Here is a 19,260-nt window from a genome sequence, read left to right on the forward strand (position 1 = left end):
GGTATCTCCGGGCGTCAGTATTCCTTCTCATAGAACACCCCTGCGCCGCCGCCTTCCGAACCGGCTTCGCCGCGCAGCTTCACGCCGCGGCCAACATCCAGGTTGATCACAGCCTTTGCACCTTCATCCGAACTTTGTTGCAGTTCGAGATAGGTCCGGTCGTTGATGTAGCGGCCGGCCCGGAACACGGCGCCGCCGCCATCGTCCGTGGACACGTCCAGGTCATCGACGCCGAGCTTGTTGCGCAAGCCGTCGAACAGGGAGCCGCCGTTTCCTCCGGCCAGCTGTGCCACTGCACTGGCCAATTGTGCAATCTGGACCGCCGACAATTTGGAAAGCGATCGGTTGAAGATCAGCTGCGCGAGAATTTCGTCCTGCGGCAAAGCCGGGGACGAGCTGAAGGTCACGTTGGGGCTATTGGCAAGGCCCGCAACGTTCACGGTGACAGTAGTTGAGCCCGCGGTCGATGTCGCATCGAGATCAAGCGCGGGGATGAGGTTGCCACCGAACGTAATCGTGCCATCGGTGAAGTCGATGCGCTTGCCGAGGATCTCCAGACGGCCGCGCCTCATCTGGAACCCACCGGTGACGGCCGGGCTCGCCGCGGTTCCGCGGATGACGAGATCGCCTCCCAGTTCGGCATCGACGCCGCGTCCGCGTACGAAGATGCGGGAGGCCGCAACCGTCATGTCAAAGCCGATGCCGCCGCTTTTCTCAGTCGTGCCGCCGTCGCCGGCATCTTTCTGCACCTCTGCCTGCATGCGACGTACGTCGGCCGGCGCATTGCGGTGCTTGATGTTGATCTCCGAGAGGGAGGCCGGAAGTTTTTCGGGAATGGTGATGGACGCCTTCGGGATCACGACGCGGCCGCTGAGGATCGGCGTTCCCGTCAAGGGGCCCGACAGTTTCAGCGTGCCGTCGAGGTTTGCCGTCAGCAGGCTGCCATCGACATAGGTCGCCTTTGCAAGGCGGATGTCGAGATTGGCAGGGAAGCCCGAATTGGGCTGGATGCCGATCGTGCCACTGATCGCGAGGGAGCCGCCGGTCGAGAGCGTGCCCGTCAGTCGTTCGATCCGCGCCTCTTGTCCTGCCAGCACGACATTCGCCGTCAGGCCGTTGATGGAGAGATTGCGCCGGGCATCGAGAAGGCGTGCACCGGAGGTGGTCACCGAGCCATTGACGATGGGAGCGGACACGGCGCCGGAAATGGCGGCATCAACCTTGGCGGTTCCCGTAAGAACAAAGCCGTTCTGTGCAAGGATGGGGCCGAGAAGCGAGAACGGGAGGTTGCCGTTGAACCGCATGTCGATCGGTCGGTTCCCGGTGATCCCCAGGCGTCCGCCACCCTTGAAGGCAAGCCCGCCTGCGCCGCGGATGTCGGTGTCGAGCGTCACCGTATTGTTGGAAAAGCCGCCTTTCGCGCCAATGGTCAACGCACCGACCCCGGCGGATTTTGCCTGCGCAACCGTGGCATTGACCCAGCGCAGGTCATAGGTGACGTCGGGTGCCGACGCCGTACCCTTGGCGACGATGGAGCCGTCGATCGTTCCATCCGCGCCGAGCGTCGGCGATACCGCATTGATCAGCCGCGCAGGGAGACGGTCGAGGCGGACCGTAAGGTCAAGCGTGTTGCCCGCCGTGCCGGTGACGGCCAGCGTGCCGCCGGACGCACCGATGCGCAGGTCGGCGACCCGCACCGCGCCATTTTCGATGATGATGGTGGAGGGCGCTGCCAGTTTGAGCGCGATCTGGCGCGGGGCGGCGGACAGCGTTGCCAAGCGAACGGTCGTGCGTGTCGGTCCCGTCTCGATGGCGCCGCGGAAGACGAGCGGCGCGTTGTCGTAGACGGCATCGAGGCGGACATCGGTCAGACCCGCCTGTTTCTGGTCGAAAGCGAGATCCAGATTGGAAACACGGTTTACCCCCTGCGCAATCGTTTCCACCTTCGCTGTCCCGCGGATGGCGAGGGCCTTCAGGTCATCGACCGTAATGTCGGCCTGCGGCCGTGTGATGACAAGATCGCCCCGCTTGATGCCCGATCCGGAGGCCTTGAGCGCGAGAGACGTCTTGCCGTTCCCGCTGGCGATGGTGGCAGAGCCCGCGAGATCGCCCGATGCCCGCTCACCGGCCATTGCCGCGAGGAGACCGACATCCGGAAGGTTGAAGGTGATCGTACCGTTCGGCTCGTAAGCTTCGGTCAGGTCGATGCTGCCGTCCAGCCGGTTCTCGCCGATGCGAGCGGCGAGTTCCGGAATGCGGATGCGACCGTTCGTCGTTGCCAGCTGCGTTCGAATGTCGATCGCCTGGCCGCCGAGGGCGCCGGTGGCCGTGATCGTGGCCTGCGGGTTTGCCGGATCGGCGGTCACGGTGGCAGCGGCGACGAGATCGCTCAAGGTTCGCCCCGCAAGCGTCGCACCGCTGGAGCGAATCTCCGCCTTGATCAGCGGACGTTCGAGCGGACCGGTCGCGTCCAGCGTGAAGCGGGCGTTGCCCTTGGCATCGGCCAGGACCTTGCCGAGATCAGGAAGCGTGCCTGCCGTTGCCGCTGTCAATTGGCCATCGACGAGTGACAGCGAGCCGTTGGCGGTAATGGTGCCGGACTCCACCGCGATATTGACAACATTGAGGGCGCCGGCCGCATCCCGGGTGACGTTTGCCGAAAGCGCGAGATTGGTGTCGAATCGCGACGCCAGGGCTGCGGGAAGTGCCGTTGGCGGTGCACTCAGGCGGAGCGCCGCGCGCAGGCTGTTGTCGCTCATCTGGAAACGGCCATTGACCGCACCATCCAGACCGGCACTGTCGATGATGACGGGATCAAAACCGACCGCCGCAGGGGATACGGTGATGGTCGCGTCGAGCTTCAAAGGTGCGGGCAGGAGCCGGCCGAGATCGGCATTGACGAAGCGGGTCGCGCCGGCATTGATGCTTGCCCGGATCGCGCCTTGTCGTCCTGTGATGTCGAAACGGTCGCTGTGAGCGACGATGCCGACCGTCTCGAGCCGGCCCTGCGGTACGGCCACATAGGCAAGCTCGCCCTTTATATCGATAACCGCGCCGGTCATGGGGCCCCGCGCGGTGATGTCGGCTGTCGAAATGGCAACGCGTGCTTCGCCGCCCTGAATGGGCTGGGCATATTCGGCGGCCGGCTCGCCGCGTACAGCCACGGTGACATCGAGCGTTTGACCGACAAGGCCGGACACGCTTGCCGTGCCGCCTGGAAGCTCGATCGCAAAATTGTCGAGGCGGACACCGCCTTGATCGAGCGCGAGCGTCTTCGGATCGGAGAGCTCGAGCGGGATACCCCGCGGTGCAGCGTTCAGCGATTGAATGGTGAACGATGGCGTGCCGCCTTGCGTCGTCACCGCGCCCTTGAGTGACAGCGGCGCATTGTCGAACGTGCCGTCGAGCGCAATGCGCGTGTCCGCGCCCAGCTTGTTCAGGGTGATCGTCGCGCCCGTGGCGCGATTGGCCCCCTGGCCGAGGGAGTCCGCCGTGATCGTGCCGTCGATGGTGAGGTTCTTGAGGTCGTTGATGACCACCTGCGCCCGCGGATTGACGATCGAAAGGTCACCGCGCGACAGTCCGCTGCCCGTTGCGTCGACCGTTACGGCGGTCTTGCCGTCGCGGCTGACGATGTCGGCCTTGCCGGCGAGGTCGCCGGCCGCCGTCTGGCCGGCAAGGGATGCGAGCGCGCCGACGTTCGGCAGTGCAAAGTTCAAGGTCCCGTTTGGTTGGAAATCCGGCGTGAAGGTCAGCGCGCCGGTGATCCGGTTTTCCGCAACGGTGGCTTCCAGTGTCGGTATGGCCAGTGCGCCGTTCTCAGAGGCGATGTCGGCCGTTGCCGTGACGGCCTGACCATCGACCGCACCGTTGGCCGTGAGCTTGCCGACCGGCAGGCCACCCCGCAATGTGGTGTCAGCGAGGATGGTCAGTCCGGTGACCGTTTTTCCGGCAATGGTGGCCTGATCGGTCTTGGCCTCCGCCTTAATGCCGAGCGCGCTCAATGGGCCCGAAATATCGGCGGTCACCGTCGCACGGCCGCTCGCATTGGCGGCGAACGCGCCAAGATCCGGAAGAGTGGCAGCGATACGTCCGGTCAGGCTTCCCGACTGGAGTGCCAGATCGCCGGTAGCGTCGAGCGCCGGCGCCTTGAGCGACAGCCCGGACAGCGAGAGGGCGCCATCGGCTCCCGTTTGGATCCGTCCATCCAGCGAAATCGGGCCCCCGGTGCGGCTCGCCACGGCGGGCGGCAGGGCTTCGGCCGGCGCGGTCAGACGAAGATCGGTGCTAAGGGTGCCGTTCGTCAGGTCGTAGCGACCGGTGAGGGTCCCGTCGAGCGCTGCCGTATCGATCGTCAGCGGATCGAAGGCGATCGCGTCCGGGCGAACGTCGAGCCGCCCGTCAACCGTCAGAGGCCCCCGGATGAGGCGATCGAGATCGGCGTTGGCAAGCCGCGTCGCACCCGTCTTCAGCGCAATCGCCACTGCGCCGCTGCGGTCGGAGATGTTGAATGCGTCGCTATGCGCCGTCAGGGCTGCATTCTCGATGGTCCCCTGCGGAAGCTCGGCGCGATCCAGCATGGCGTTGAGATCAAGCACGGCAGAGCGGGCGTCGCCGACGAGGGACAGCTCGGCCGAGCGCAGAGCGAGTTCGGCCAAGGCGTCGCCAAGCGGCACACGAATGGGGGCGGGGCGCCCGTCGACACCGGCGAGTGTCACCTTGAGATCGTTCTTGCCGACCGTGCTCACCGTACCGGCGGCATTGACGTCGATCGCCGCGGTTGAGATGCGACCGCGATCGATGCGGATCGCGGTGCCATCCTGCAGCGCGGCGGCGATATCGATCGCGGTCGTGCCTTCGAACAGCGGACGCAGGGTTTCTGGCATCAGGCCCGCGAAGGTTCCACCGCCGTTGAGTGCCACCGTCCTGTAGCCGTCCGGCGCGAGCGTGTGCGCCGCAGCGAGCGTGAGAACTTCCTGGCCGTCAAGGGCGGCGGTTGCCTTTCCGGCCCAGCGCGAGAGCGGGCCGTCGCCTGTCAGACGAACGGTGACGGCGGGCTCGCCGGGCAGACGCAACGCGCGGGCGAGCATGCCGCCCTTCGGCTCGTCGATGCTGGCTTCGAGCTTCAGTGCATTGGCAGCGGGATCATAGACGATGTCGGCAAGGGCTTTGGCATCGGGCCGGTCGCGCTGGGCAATGGCCACCGTTGCCGCGATGCTCGCATTCGTCGCCGTGACCGTCCCGCCTGCGTTTAACACCTGGTCTTCACCGGCAATTGCCTTGCCGATGACCAGTTCGTGAAGATCAAAGCGGTCGATCTTTACGTCCAGCGGCAGCGCAAAGCTGGAGCGAACCTCCTGCGTCTGTTGCGAAGGAATGGGCAGGCGGTCAATCCGGATATAACCGGCGGACAGGTTTGCGGCGTCGAAGCGTTTGGAAAACAGCGCCGTCGGGGTCCAGTCGAGTGTCAGCTCGCGGATTTCTGCGTAGGCGCCCTTGCTGTCGTAAAGTGCAATGGAACCGGCCTTGAAATTGCCGGTGAGGAGCGCGCTCGGATCGTTGATCTGGACGATCTGGTCCGGGGTCGAGGCATAATTCTCGATAAGGCTCGCAACCATGCGGGCACCCGGTGCCGTGAAGCCGGCAAAGAGGACGAGAGCCACTGCCAGCATGACCACAAGGCCAACAAGATAGGCAAAGCCGCGCAAAGCGATCGAGAAAATCCGTGTCATCGTCTGCTCCATGCCAGGTCGGCGTCTCGCCCCGGCTGCTCGAGCCCCTTTGGTGAATCCGGTTTCACGAAGGAGGCTCTATCTCTCTGCCATTGCCATATCTTCCCCCATCGAAACGCTCGCGCGCCGATGAGACAGTCCTCGGTCGTCATCATGTCCCGATCCCATAGGTCGCGATCATGTCATTGCAACGGCGGGTGCCCACACGCCGTACCGGCCCTCACCTGCATCGACCGTTCGCCGGCGACGTCACGGAGACCTGCGCTAGAAGGTCTGGCCTATCCCGGCATAGATGCCGTAGCGCGTTCCCCCGTCATAAGGATTGAGGGGAACGGCAAAATCCACGCGAATGGGGCCGACCGATGTCAGGTAGCGCACGCCGATACCGGCTCCGATCTTGACGTCCGAAAAGTCCGGGACGGTCTTTGCGGACACGGTCGCGGCATCGAGGAAGGGCACAACGCTGATCGTCTTCGTCACGCCGATGCGGGCTTCGACATTGGCATTGACGTAGGAACGTCCACCGAGAAGGTCGTCGTCGGCATTGCGCGGGCTGATCTCCTGATAGGCAAATCCGCGCACGGTGCCGCCGCCGCCGAGGAAGAAGCGGCGCGTTGCCGGTATATCGTCCAATGTGCCATCGGCCACGATGGTGCCGGCGCCAAGACGACCGGCGAGGACGTATTTGTCGTCTTCGCCAAAACCGAGATAGCCTGTGGCCGAGCCTTCGAACGTCGAGAAGAAGGTCTGACCGTAGATATCGTAGCTCGGCTTGATGCTAACCGTGGCGCGGTAGCCTTCCGTCGGGTTGAGCTTGTCGTTGCGGGCGTCGCGGACATAGTCGAGCGGAATCGACGGCGTGAGGTAGCGACGGTCACCGAAAGCGTCCTCGATGTTGTTCCAGGCGAGTTCCGCCCCGATGGAAACGGTATCGACCTCGGACAGTTCGTAGGCGATGCCGACGGCGCCGGTCACCACCTGCGCCTTGTAGGCATCGGGATCCATCATCGACGCTTTTACGCTGGCGGTGAGCGTGGAATAGGGATCGAAGACGCCAGGCTTGGTAAAGAGGATGCCGGCGGTATAATCGAGGTCTGTGATTTCCTTCGTTTCCCCCAGGCGGTCGATCGATCCTTCGATGCGCAGCGATTCGGCCTCGCCGAACAGGTTGCGATGCCCCCAGTATCCCTGGAGGCCGAAACCGTCCGTCGAGGAGAATTTGGCGCCCGCACCGAAATAGCGGTGCTTTCCTTCCGAAACCTCGATCGTCAGTGGCAGGGAGCCATCTGGCGCCAGCTGTTCGGCCTCGCGGATGGTGATGCTGGAGAACACGCCGAGCTGGCGCAGGCGCTCCGAAGCCTTGCGCATCTCTTCCGGCGAATATCGACGGCCGGTGTTGAGGCGTGAATAGTCCGCGATGAAGTCGGCGTTGACCGTGCGTGCGCCCTTGATGGCGACGGCGCCGAACGGGGCAACCGGGCCGCCTTCCGCGCCGATCGTGACATCGACGGTGTTGGTCTTGTGGTCGGCGACGGCGGTGCGGGATTTCAGGGTCGCGAGCGGTCGCCCTTCCTTCTTCAGGTCCTCGACGATCTTCTCGCCGGCCTTGATGATCAGCGTGGAGTCCGCACGGTTGCCCGGTTCGAGATCGTAGGCCTTGGGGTCGCGCCCGCCGGCATCGCTTTCCAGCAGAATATTGCCGAACGTGAAGACGGGGCCGGGATCGACCGTGATGACGACCGGAATGGGTGAGCCCGCCGGGAAGACGGGATCCGGCGGAAGGCTTTCGATCGGCTTGCCGGCGACCGTGACCTGCACGGTACCGCCATAGCGGGCTTTCTCGTAAAGCGCAGCCAGCAGCCTGTCGCGGTCGTCGCGGGCCTTGATGGCAAGGCCGAGATTGCCGGAAACGGGTTTGTCCTTGTCCTGCACCAGTCGCGAACTGCCGGAAAGCGCACTCTTCAGTTCGTCGTCATCCGTGCCTTCGTTCAGGGTCACGGTGTAGGTTACGGGGTCGATGACCTCGGCGGCCTCCTCGTCCTTGTCCTTGCCGAAGAAGTTGATGCCGAACAGCTTGAACGCAGCGGCGTCCTTTACGGAGGCGGGACCACAAAGGGCGAAGGCGGCGACGCCAAAGGCAAAGCCGACCTTACGATACGCGAGACTGAAAGTCGGCAAACGCATTCGATTCCGCATCCCGTGTTGGCTGACCGTCCTGTAGCGATCGCCCACGGAAAGCGATGCCGTCTCTCTCAAACGTTTGCACGCTTGCGATGTCCCGTGACACTACACATCCTCGTGAGCGGGATGAAGTCTTCATCGCCTCGTGACGAGGAAAACCGTCGTTAGTGTGACGTTACGGAAACAAAAGCCCCGCCGAAACGGGGCTTCCGCATCATACCTCCTTCGGGAAGGATCGTTGCATGCGCAATCAGCGCGGGCAGTCGTCGATGTAACGGCCGCCGTCGCGATCGCGGTAGTAGCACTGGCCCGGTTGTTCCGAGACATTGCCGATGACGGCACCAGACACGCCGCCAATGGCAGCGCCGACGGCTGCGCCCCGAACATTGCCCGTCACAGCGCCGCCGATGACGGCCCCAGATACGGCGCCGATGCCGGCGCCCTTTTCCGTCTGGCTGCAGCTTGCAACCGTCATGGCGAGTACCGCCAGCACAATGGCTTTCTTCATTGTCGTCTCTCCTGATGGGACAAGACGATGAAGTATCGCCGCGTCCGAACCTAAGCCTTGAAAGGCAGAGCCCTGCCGTTTCCCGAACCTTAACCAGAGAAGTTAAATGCGCTCTATCGAAAGTCCAATCGAAGGCGACAAATAACGTCTCCGAGGGAATGGACGCCAGTTATGATGAACGAAAGCTGAAGAGTGCCAGCCCTGTCTTTCCCATCTTCCGGAACTCCATTGCGTTCGACCGTCGCGGTATCGTGTCACAGGGCTGTTTTGGGTCGCGGTCTTGACTTGATCGGGATGAGCGTGGAAGGAAATCTTCAACATAATCTGGAACCATTCAAAACAAGGCCTAGAATGCCGCAAGGGCTCAAGGGCTCAAGGGCTCAAGGGCACCCGCCGTGCGGCACGGGAATGGTTCGATCAAAAGACGGGCAAGGGTCTGGAGACACGCATGAACTTCGAGCACTTCTTCAGATCGGAACTGGACGGTCTTCACGCGGAAGGCCGCTACCGCGTCTTTGCCGATCTGGAACGCCAGCGCGGAGAATTTCCCCGGGCACGCCGGCATACGGCCGACGGCGTCAAGGACGTGACCGTCTGGTGCTCGAACGACTATCTCGGCATGGGCCAGCACCCCAAGGTGATCGATGCGATGAAGCAGGCGATCGACCGCTGCGGCGCCGGGGCAGGCGGCACGCGCAACATCTCCGGCACGACGCACTACCATGTTCTCCTGGAACAGGAGCTTGCCGACCTGCACGGCAAGGAAGCAGCGCTGCTGTTTACCTCCGGCTACGTGTCCAACTGGGCCGCACTCGGCACGCTCTGTTCGCGCATTCCCGGCATCATCGTCTTTTCCGACGCCGGGAACCACGCCTCCATGATCGAGGGCATCCGCCATGCCAAATGCGAGCGGGTGATCTTCAAGCACAATTCTGTGGCCGACCTCGAGGCGAAGCTCGCGGCGGCCGATCCGGCCGCGCCCAAGCTCGTCGCCTTCGAATCGGTCTATTCCATGGATGGCGACATCGCCCCGATCCGGGAGATCTGCGACGTGGCCGAACGCTACGGCGCGATGACCTATCTCNGCCGATCCGGCCGCGCCCAAGCTCGTCGCCTTCGAATCGGTCTATTCCATGGATGGCGACATCGCCCCGATCCGGGAGATCTGCGACGTGGCCGAACGCTATGGCGCGATGACCTATCTCGACGAGGTGCATGCGGTCGGCATGTACGGTCCGCGCGGCGGCGGCATTGCCGAGCGCGAGGGCCTGATGCATCGGCTGACCGTGATCGAGGGCACGCTCGGCAAGGCCTTCGGCGTGATGGGCGGCTATATCGCGGCGTCGGCTGCGCTGTGCGACTATATCCGCTCGTTTGCCTCGGGCTTCATCTTCACGACCGCGTTGCCGCCGGCGCTGGCCGCCGGCGCGCTGGCTTCCATCCGGCACCTGAAGGAAAGCCAGGTCGAGCGCTTCGCCCATCAGGAGCGGGTGCGCCGCCTGCGCGCGGCGCTCGACCGCAACGGCATCCCGCATCTGCCCAATCCGAGCCATATCGTGCCGGTGATCGTCGGGGACGCGGCCAAGTGCAAGTGGATCTCCGACCTGCTGCTCGACAACTGCAACATCTATGTCCAGCCGATCAANGAGCCATATCGTGCCGGTGATCGTCGGGGACGCGGCCAAGTGCAAGTGGATCTCCGACCTGCTGCTCGACAACTGCAACATCTATGTCCAGCCGATCAACTATCCGACCGTGCCGAAGAAGACCGAGCGCCTGCGCATCACGCCGACGCCGCTGCATTCGGATGGCGATATCGATCATCTCGTCGGCGCCCTCCACCAGCTTTGGTCGCGGTGCGCGCTGGCGCGCGCCGTCGCCTGAGAAGACGGGCATCCGGTGGGTCCACGTCGTCTCCTCCGGCCGCACATCCCGGCTTCGCAGCCTCCGGGTTCTGATCTAGAAGGCGAGGCTCGGGGAGAGCAGGGAACACGCACATGATGATGGAACTGATCTGGCGCGGGCTGGTGATCGGGATCGGCGCGACGCTGGCGATGGACCTCTGGGCCATTCTGCTCGCCGCCGTCTTCGGCCAGCCGAAGGCCAACTGGGCGCCGGTCGGCCGTTGGTTCTATCATGCTGGCCGCGGCCGACTGTTCCACGAATCGATTAGCGATGCCGCGCCTTTTGCCAACGAGAACGCGCTCGGCTGGATCGGACATTATGCCGTCGGTATTCTCTACGGCATCCTGCTCGCGATTTTCGTCGGTCTCGACTGGTTCACGGCGCCGACCCTGGTCCCGGCCCTGGTCTGGGGTATCGTGACCGTGGCTGCGGGATGGTTTCTTCTGCAGCCGGGCCTTGGCCTCGGCATCGCAGCCTCGCGGCTTCCGCATCCCAACCGGGTTCGGGCTCTCAATCTTGCCGCGCACGTGGTCTTCGGTCTCGGGCTCTACGCGACGGCGCTTCTTATTCGCTAAAGCCGCTCAAGCGGCGCGGCAAACCGTCATCATCAGGCGGCTGCGCGGGTTCCGATGGCCTCCAGCGCAAACCGGCGCGCCGCGGCGTCGCCGGCAAAGACGTCATTCATGTCGGCAGCGGCCGGCCAGTCGATCATTCGCTCCATCACCGTTTCCGCGATGTCGGCCATGTCGAGAAAGCCGAGCCGCCCGTCCACGAAAGCGTCGAAGGCCGTCTCCTCGGCTGCGTTCATCGCGGCACCCTGCAGGCCGCCGCGCGTCAAGGCGGTCCGGGCAAGCCGAAGTGCGGGAAAGCGCGCCTCGTCCGGCGCTTCGAAATCGAGCCGCGCCAGCCTGGCGAAATCCAGCCGCTCGACATTCAGCACCGGACGCTCGGGATAGGTCAGGGCATAGCCGATCGCGGTCCGCATGTCGGGTGCGCCGAGCTGCGCCAGCACCGAGCCGTCGGTGTACCCGACCATGGAGTGAATGATCGATTGCGGATGGACGATCACCTCGATCTGTTCTGGCGCGACGCCGAAAAGATGCTTGGCCTCGATCATTTCCAGCGCCTTGTTGAACATCGAGGCGCTGCCGATCGAGATCTTCAGGCCCATGGACCAGTTGGGATGTGCCCGGGCCACCTCGGCCGTCACGCCTGCCATGTCGTCGCGCGACCAGGTGCGGAAGGGACCGCCAGAGGCCGTCAGGATGATGCGTTCGACGGCGTGCCGCTGGTCCTCCTCCAGAGCCTGGAAGATGGCGGAGTGCTCGCTGTCCACCGGAATGAGCCGCCCGCCGCCCTGTGAGACGGCTTCGACGAAGAGGGCGCCGGCTGAGACCAGGCATTCCTTGTTCGCGAGCGCGATGTCTGCGCCGCGGCGCGCGGCCGTGAGGGTCGGCGCGAGGCCGGCCGTGCCGACGATCGCCGCCATGACCCACTCCGCTTCGCGCGCAGCCGCTTCCTGAAGTCCGCTTTCACCGGCCGCAACCGCGATGCCGGAGCCGGTCAGCGCGGATTTCAATTCGAGATAACGGCTCTCATCCGCCGTCACGGCCATCCGCGCGCCGACAGCACGGGCCTGCTGACAAAGAAGCGCGATGTTTCCATTTCCCGTCAGAGCTTCCACCACGAACCGCTCCCGCCCCCCGAGTTGCGCGATCACGTCCAGCGTGCTGCAGCCGATGGAGCCCGTGGACCCGAGAATGGTGATGTGATGATGCTCAGACTTCGTCATTCCGCTTCCGTCGACCTTAATGTTCAAGCGTCAACGTCGTACTAGCGGAAAAAAGGCGGAACAAGGCTTATCTCCCCTAGGCGGAGAAGTTTGCGGGTAACGCGTTCTTGGCGGCCGCTCTGCGGCTTGCTGTTCGAGCGCAGGGAATGGCGCAATCATCGAGGAGGCTGGTGATCCCGACTGGACTCGAACCAGTGGCCTACAGATTAGGAATCTGTCGCTCTATCCACCTGAGCTACGGGACCGTGGCCTGCATCCTTACAAAAGCTTGCCGGCGAAGCCAAGGGGCTTGAAGGGGAATGGTGTTTCCAATGGTCTTCGGCGTGTTCGGCGGGGCTTCAAACGGGTGGGCCGGGATGGTATGCAGGCCCGCCTGCGCATTTCTGCGGGGTCGACATGGCCTGCAGGCCGGCATCGCCTGAAGGCAGGATGGGGGCGTGATGTTTATCGGGATCGACTGGGGCGGCACCAAGATGGAGGTGGTGGCGCTTGACGAAGCGGGAGCGCTGCGCGCGCGCGAACGCGTGCCGACGCCGACGTCCTACGACGCCTGCCTCGATGCCGTCCGATCTCTGGTTTCCTCGGCGGAAGCGGCTTCCGGCGCTTCCGGCAGCGTCGGGATCGGCATTCCTGGCAGTCCCAATCCGCGAACCGGTCTCGTGCGCAATTCCAACGCCGTCATCCTCAATGGCCGCCCGCTCGGGCAGGATCTCGAAAGGGTGCTCGGTCGCCCCGTGCGCATTGCCAACGATGCGAACTGCCTGGCCGTTTCCGAGGCTGTTGATGGCGCCGGGGCAGGGGCCGAAACGGTCTTCGGTATCATTATCGGCACCGGTCATGGCGGGGGGCTTGCCATCGGGCGGAAGGTGCATGCCGGCTTCCAGGGCGTGGCCGCGGAAGTCGGACACTATCCGCTGCCCTGGATGCGGCCGGAGGAGTATCCCGGCCACCGGTGCTGGTGCGGAAAAACCGGCTGCCTTGAAAAATACGCTTGCGGAACGGGTGTCGAACTCGACTACCGCCTGACGACGGGGCGCGAACGCCTGGCACGCGATATCATCGCCGACATGCGTGCTGGTGACGCGGTCGCTCGCGGCGTCTATGAGCGCTTTGCCGATCGATTGGCCCGCAGCCTTGCGCTTCTGACGAATGTCGTCGATCCCGATGTCTTCGTGCTCGGCGGCGGCATGTCGAATGTTGACGAGATCTATGACGACCTACCGGGTCTCGTCGCGCACTATATCTTTGGTGATTCGTTTGAAACGCCGATTCGCAAGGCGGTTCACGGGGACAGCTCGGGCGTCCGCGGCGCCGCATGGCTCTGGAAGGAATAACGGATGACGGCTTCCCTCGACAACGACATCGCCCGCGTCGCCCATCAGGAAAAGACTCTGGTCTTCGACCGTTTCGATAGCGATATTGCCTGGACGCTCGGAACACGGCTTCGCGAGATCGCCGTGGCCGGCAATCTCGGCGTGGTCGTCGATGTCAGCCTGTTTTCCATGCCTCTGTTCTACGCGGCCCTGGAAGGCACATCGCCCGACAATGCGAACTGGGTTCGCCGCAAGCGCAACTGCGTCGCCCGCTTTTTCCGCAGCAGCTACGCAATCGGGCTTTCGCTGGCCCGTGACGGGCGCAGCCTGCAGGACAAGTTCGGGCTTTCCGAGGCTGATTTCGCGTCACATGGCGGCAGTTTCCCCATCACGGTCGCCGGTGCAGGCTGTATTGGAGCCGTTACCGTTTCCGGCCTTCCGCAACGGCAGGACCATGCAATGGTGGTCGAAGCGCTGGCCACCCATCTCGGGCATGATCTTTCCGGCCTTTGTCTCGACACCTGAATCGTTTTCGACCTCTTCTCCGCAAAGGTGCCGCCCATGGCCGTTTCTGCGCTTTCCGCTTCGCTCGAGCACTGGTTGACCGAACAGGCCCTGCCGCTCTGGCGCGACAAGGGTTTCATCGATCCGGAAGGCGGTTTCGTCGAGACGATCGACCTGACGGGCCGACCCACACGGGACAGGTTGCGGGCGCGCGTGCAGCCGCGGCAAACCTATTGCTTTGCCGAAGCAGGGCTGCGCGGGTGGACCGGTGATTGGCAGCGACCAAGCGCCGGCGGTCTTGCGTTCTTCGACCGGGTGTTCCTGCAGCCGAGCGGCTTCTACGGTGCGCTTGCGGATGCGGACGGCACGCTGCTCGACGCGTCGTTCGATATCTACAACCAGGCCTTTGCCCTGCTCGCCTTTGCCTATCTGGCACGCGCGTTTCCCGAGCGGCTTGCGGAGATGGCGGAGCGCAGCGCATCCCTGAAGACCCGGCTGGAGAACTGGTGCAAGCATCCGGTCGCAGGCTTCGAGGAAGACCAGCCGCCGCGCCTGCCGCTCTGCTCCAATCCGCACATGCACCTCTTCGAGGCCTGTCTTGCCAGCGAAGAGGTCGAGGGTTTCGATCAAATCGGCTGGACCAATCTCGCCGATGAGATCGCGGCACTCTGCATGGATCGCTTCATCGATCCGCAGACCGGCGCCCTTCGCGAATTCTTCGATCATGACTGGGCGCCGATGCCCGGTGATCTCGGTCGGGTGGTGGAACCGGGGCACCAGTTCGAATGGGCCTGGCTTTTGTTGCGCTGGGGCGAGCGTCGCGGCGATGCGGGTGCGATCGTCAAGGCACGACGTTTGTTCGACCTCGGCGAGGCGCACGGCATCTGCGCGACGCGCAAGGTCGCCATCATGCAACTTAACGACGACTTCTCCGTTCGCGATCCGCTGGCGCGGCTCTGGCCGCAGACCGAGTGGCTGAAGGCGGCAATCCGCCTCGCTGCACTCAGCGACGGCGACGCACAGGCGCGCTACCTCGGCTCGGCCGAACGCGCGATCGAGGCCTTGAACCTGTTTCTGAATGTACCCGTGAAGGGCTTGTGGCGTGACAAGCTGCCCGAAAGCGGCGTTTTTGTTGAAGAAGCTGCCCCGGCCAGTACCTTCTACCACATCCTCTGCGCCATCTTCGAGCTCAAGGACTGCCTTGCGCGCATCCAAAAGCCACATATATTGACATAAATATATCTTTATGTCACTTCGAGGCCTGTACAGCAGGCGAAAGGTTGTCCCATGTCCGCCATCACGGCCCTATTCGGCGAACCGTCCCCGGCGCCCGACGGCTCCGAGGTTGCCCGTGCACTGCGCCAGGCTGCATCCGAGCGGATCCTCATCATGGACGGTGCGATGGGAACCGAAATCCAGCAGCTCGGCCTGACCGAAGAACATTTTCGCGGCGAGCGCTTTCAAGGATGCGACTGCCATCTCCAGGGCAACAACGACCTGCTGACGCTCACGCAACCGGCTGCAATCGAGGACATCCACTATCGCTACGCACTGGCAGGTGCGGATATCCTGGAAACCAACACCTTCTCCTCCACCACGATCGCCCAGGCCGACTATGGCATGGAAGACGCGGTTTACGAGCTCAATCGCGACGGCGCACGCCTTGCGCGGCGGGCCGGCTTGCGTGCGCAGGACAAGGACGGGCGCCGCCGGTTCGTGGCAGGCGCGCTTGGGCCGACAAACCGCACAGCCTCGATCTCGCCCGATGTCAACAATCCCGGTTACCGCGCTGTCGGTTTCGACGACCTGCGCGCCGCCTATGGCCAGCAGCTGCGCGGATTGATCGACGGCGGCACGGACATCGTGCTGATCGAGACGATCTTCGACACGTTGAATGCCAAGGCGGCCGTCTTTGCGACGCTGGAAGTGTTTGCCGAGCGCGGCATCAGGCTGCCGGTGATGATTTCCGGCACGATTACCGACCTTTCCGGTCGTACGCTTTCCGGCCAGACGCCGACGGCGTTCTGGTACTCGCTGCGCCATGCGCGGCCGTTCTCGATCGGGCTCAATTGCGCGCTCGGCGCCAATGCGATGCGGCCGCATCTTGCGGAACTTTCGGCCGTTGCCGATACGCTGATCTGTGCCTATCCGAATGCGGGCCTGCCCAACGAGTTCGGCGGCTATGACGAAAGTCCGGACGAGATGGCCGCACAGATTGCCGGATTTGCGCAGGACGGTCTGGTCAACATCGTCGGCGGTTGCTGCGGCTCGACGCCGGCACATATCAAGGCCATTGCAGAGGCTGTCGTCGGGCATCTTCCGCGCACCTCTCTCGACGCCGCCACCCGTGACGGTACCGTACAGGCGAGGGTCTGATCATGGCGGCTTTTTCACCCCGGCAGATCCCGGCCGTCGCTCCGCAGATGCGCCTCTCGGGGCTGGAGCCCTTCACGCTGACGAAGGACATTCCCTTCATCAATGTGGGCGAGCGCACCAACGTCACCGGCTCTGCGAAATTCCGCAAGCTGATCACGGCAGGCGATTATGCCGCGGCGTTGGATGTCGCACGCGACCAGGTGGCAAACGGCGCGCAGGTGATCGACATCAACATGGACGAGGGCCTGATCGATTCCAAGCAGGCCATGATCGAGTTCCTCAACCTGATTGCCGCCGAGCCGGATATCGCCCGGGTGCCGGTGATGATCGACAGCTCCAAATGGGAGGTGATCGAAGCCGGGCTCAAATGCGTTCAGGGCAAGTCGATCGTCAATTCCATTTCGCTGAAGGAAGGCGAGGCGAGCTTCCTGCACCAGGCCCGGTTGTGCCGGGCTTATGGCGCCTCGGTCGTGGTCATGGCCTTCGACGAGAAGGGGCAGGCCGACAGCCGCCAACGCAAGGTGGAGATCTGCACCCGCGCCTACCGGATCCTGACCGAAGAGGTCGGCTTTCCGCCCGAGGACATCATCTTTGATCCCAATATCTTCGCGGTTGCGACCGGGATCGAGGAGCACAACAATTACGGCGTCGATTTCATCGAGGCGACACGGGAAATCGTGGCGACGCTGCCGCATGTCCATATCTCGGGCGGCGTGTCCAACCTGTCCTTCTCGTTTCGTGGCAATGAGCCGGTGCGCGAGGCCATGCATGCCGTGTTCCTCTACCACGCCATCCAGGCCGGCATGGACATGGGCATCGTCAATGCCGGGCAGCTGATCGTCTACGACGCGATCGAGCCGGAACTGCGCGACGCCTGCGAGGACGTGGTTCTCAATCGCCGACCGGATGCGACGGACCGACTGCTGGCGCTGGCCGAACGGTTCAAGGGCGCGGCCGGCCGCGAGGCGAAGGAGCGCGATCTGCGCTGGCGTGAATGGACGGTCGACAAGCGGCTGGAACATGCGCTCGTCAACGGCATCACCGAGTTCATCGCCGACGACACGGAGGAAGCGCGACGTGCCGCGGCCCGGCCGCTGCATGTCATCGAGGGCCCGCTGATGGCCGGCATGAACGTCGTCGGCGATCTCTTCGGTGCCGGTAAGATGTTTTTGCCGCAGGTGGTGAAATCGGCGCGCGTCATGAAGCAGGCCGTGGCGGTGCTCCTGCCGTACATGGAGGCCGAGAAGCTCGCCGAAGGCGGTGAGGCGCGACAGTCCGCCGGCAAGGTGCTGATGGCGACGGTAAAGGGCGATGTTCACGATATCGGCAAGAACATCGTCGGTGTCGTGCTGGCCTGCAACAATTACGAGATCATCGATCTCGGCGTCATGGTGCCTGCGACCAAGATCCTGGAGGTGGCGAAAGCCGAAAAGGTCGATATCATCGGTCTTTCCGGTCTGATCACTCCGTCGCTCGACGAAATGGTTCATGTCGCGGCGGAAATGCAGCGCGAGGGCATGAGCCTGCCGCTGCTGATCGGCGGCGCGACGACCAGCCGCGTTCACACGGCTGTCAAGATCCATCCGCGGTACGATCTCGGTCAGGCAGTGTATGTCACGGATGCCAGCCGCGCGGTCGGCGTCGTGTCAAACCTTCTCTCGCCGGAGGCCCGCGATCCCTATATCGAGACCATCCGGGCGGAGTATCGCAAGGTGGCCGATGCCCATGCGCGGTCCGAGCGCGAAAAACAGCGTCTGCCGCTGGAGCGCGCACGCGCGAACCGTCATCGTGCTGACTGGGCGACCTACCAGCCGACCCGTCCCTCCTTCCTCGGAACCCGCGTGTTCCAAGGCTGGGATCTCGGCGAACTTGCGCGCTATATCGATTGGACGCCCTTCTTCCAGACTTGGGAGATGAAAGGGGTCTATCCGAAGATTCTCGACGATGAGCGTCAGGGGACGGCTGCGCGCCAGCTGTTCGCCGATGCTCAAGCCATGCTGGCGCAAATCATTTCGGAAAAATGGTTCGCGCCGAAGGCGGTGATCGGCTTCTGGCCGGCGGGATCCACGGGCGACGACATTCAGCTTTTCACGGATGAGACCCGCCAAGTGCCGCTCGCGACCCTGCATACGCTGCGACAGCAGATGGCCAAGCGCGACGGTCGGCCGAATATGGCGCTGGCCGATTTCGTTGCGCCAACCGACAGCGGCGTGAGCGACTATGTCGGCGGCTTCGTGGTCACCGCGGGGATCGAGGAAGTCGCGATTGCCGAACGATTCGAGCGTGCGAACGACGATTACGCGGCAATCCTGGTCAAGGCGCTTGCCGACCGTTTCGCCGAAGCCTTTGCCGAACGCATGCATGAGGTCGTTCGCAAGGAGCTCTGGGGCTATGCGACCGATGAAGCTTTCGCCCCCGACGCGCTGATCGCCGAGCCTTATGCAGGCATCCGCCCGGCGCCCGGCTATCCCGCCCAGCCGGATCATACGGAAAAGACCACGCTGTTTACTCTGCTCGACGCGGAAGCAGAGATCGGCGTGCGGCTGACGGAGAGCTTTGCCATGTGGCCGGGTTCATCCGTCTCCGGGCTCTACCTCGCCCATCCCGACGCCTACTACTTCGGCGTCGCCAAGGTGGAGCGGGATCAGGTGGAGGATTACGCCCGTCGCAAGGGGATGTCGGTGATCGACGTAGAGCGCTGGCTCGGGCCGATCCTCAACTATGTGCCAAAGCCGCTGGAGACAGCGCAGTAGGCAACGCAGCCAGGGGGACGACCTCGTTGCGCATCTTGATTGACGACGCCCGAGCGCCTGCTCCGGGCGTCGTCTTCGTTTCGGTTCGGCGCGTTTGCGGGGGGGGGCTCGGAATTCCCGTTATCTTTCCGTGACTTGTCGTTTTTCTCGAATTTTTCCGAATGAGGCTGTTGACGAGAATGACCTGGTAGCCCTA

The 19,260-nt window shown here is 63.8% G+C and carries 10 protein-coding genes, 1 tRNA gene and 2 pseudogenes; 8 read left to right on the forward strand and 5 right to left on the reverse strand.

The annotated features are described in order from the left end of the window. Positions 1-14: 14 nt before the first annotated feature. From ASG25_RS19415 to ASG25_RS19425, 3 genes are all read right to left on the reverse strand, one after another. Complete coding sequence (locus ASG25_RS19415) at positions 15-5,732, reverse strand: translocation/assembly module TamB domain-containing protein (RefSeq protein ID WP_162242208.1); 5,718 nt, start codon at positions 5,730-5,732, stop codon at positions 15-17. Between the two features lie 264 nt (positions 5,733-5,996). Continuing rightward, the gene (locus ASG25_RS19420) at positions 5,997-7,916 is read right to left on the reverse strand and encodes an autotransporter assembly complex family protein (protein WP_062477984.1); all 1,920 of its coding nucleotides are present in this window, start codon (positions 7,914-7,916) and stop codon (positions 5,997-5,999) included. A 247-nt stretch (positions 7,917-8,163) separates the two neighbouring features. Beyond that, a complete protein-coding gene (locus ASG25_RS19425; protein ID WP_062477987.1) occupies positions 8,164-8,421 on the reverse strand; it encodes a YMGG-like glycine zipper-containing protein in 258 nt (85 codons plus the stop codon). 448 nt (positions 8,422-8,869) lie between these two features. On the opposite strand from ASG25_RS19425, the gene hemA reads away from it, so the two are divergent. The 4 genes and pseudogenes from hemA to ASG25_RS19440 form a co-directional block, all read left to right on the forward strand. Further along, a partial coding sequence (hemA, locus tag ASG25_RS22895) for a 5-aminolevulinate synthase (protein WP_156466912.1) occupies positions 8,870-9,505 on the forward strand: 636 nt, incomplete at its 3' end. Positions 9,506-9,554: 49 nt separating this feature from the next. After that, on the forward strand, positions 9,555-10,066 hold a 512-nt coding region (locus ASG25_RS23170; protein WP_280136449.1), incomplete at its 3' end, for an aminotransferase class I/II-fold pyridoxal phosphate-dependent enzyme. A gap of 1 nt (position 10,067) precedes the next feature. After that, a pseudogene (locus ASG25_RS22900) lies at positions 10,068-10,305 on the forward strand (aminotransferase class I/II-fold pyridoxal phosphate-dependent enzyme); the annotation flags it as partial. Between the two features lie 116 nt (positions 10,306-10,421). After that, positions 10,422-10,901: a DUF2938 domain-containing protein gene (locus ASG25_RS19440; protein WP_062478184.1), complete on the forward strand. Its 480-nt coding sequence runs from the start codon at positions 10,422-10,424 to the stop codon at positions 10,899-10,901. Positions 10,902-10,933: 32 nt separating this feature from the next. Here ASG25_RS19440 and dxr read toward each other — a convergent pair whose 3' ends face one another. After that, positions 10,934-12,118 carry a 1-deoxy-D-xylulose-5-phosphate reductoisomerase gene (dxr, locus tag ASG25_RS19445; RefSeq protein ID WP_062477990.1) on the reverse strand — a complete coding sequence of 395 codons (1,185 nt, stop codon included), beginning with the start codon at positions 12,116-12,118 and terminating at the stop codon, positions 10,934-10,936. Between the two features lie 168 nt (positions 12,119-12,286). Further along, positions 12,287-12,363 (reverse strand) — tRNA-Arg (locus tag ASG25_RS19450). 195 nt (positions 12,364-12,558) lie between these two features. Between ASG25_RS19450 and ASG25_RS19455 the strand changes: the two genes are divergently transcribed. The 4 genes and pseudogenes from ASG25_RS19455 (at position 12,559) to metH (ending at position 19,064) form a co-directional block, all read left to right on the forward strand. After that, on the forward strand, positions 12,559-13,452 hold the full coding sequence (locus ASG25_RS19455) for an ROK family protein (protein WP_082475459.1): 894 nt from the start codon (positions 12,559-12,561) through the stop codon (positions 13,450-13,452). 3 nt (positions 13,453-13,455) lie between these two features. After that, on the forward strand, positions 13,456-13,956 hold the full coding sequence (locus ASG25_RS19460) for a heme-degrading domain-containing protein (RefSeq protein WP_062478021.1): 501 nt from the start codon (positions 13,456-13,458) through the stop codon (positions 13,954-13,956). 36 nt (positions 13,957-13,992) lie between these two features. Next, positions 13,993-15,171, forward strand: coding sequence for an AGE family epimerase/isomerase (locus ASG25_RS19465; protein ID WP_062478024.1), 1,179 nt, complete (start codon positions 13,993-13,995; stop codon positions 15,169-15,171). 51 nt (positions 15,172-15,222) lie between these two features. Continuing rightward, positions 15,223-19,064, forward strand: a pseudogene (gene metH, locus ASG25_RS19470) (methionine synthase). Positions 19,065-19,260 lie beyond the last annotated feature (196 nt).

This window comes from Rhizobium sp. Leaf384, assembly GCF_001424065.1.
GTDB lineage: Bacteria > Pseudomonadota > Alphaproteobacteria > Rhizobiales > Rhizobiaceae > Ferranicluibacter.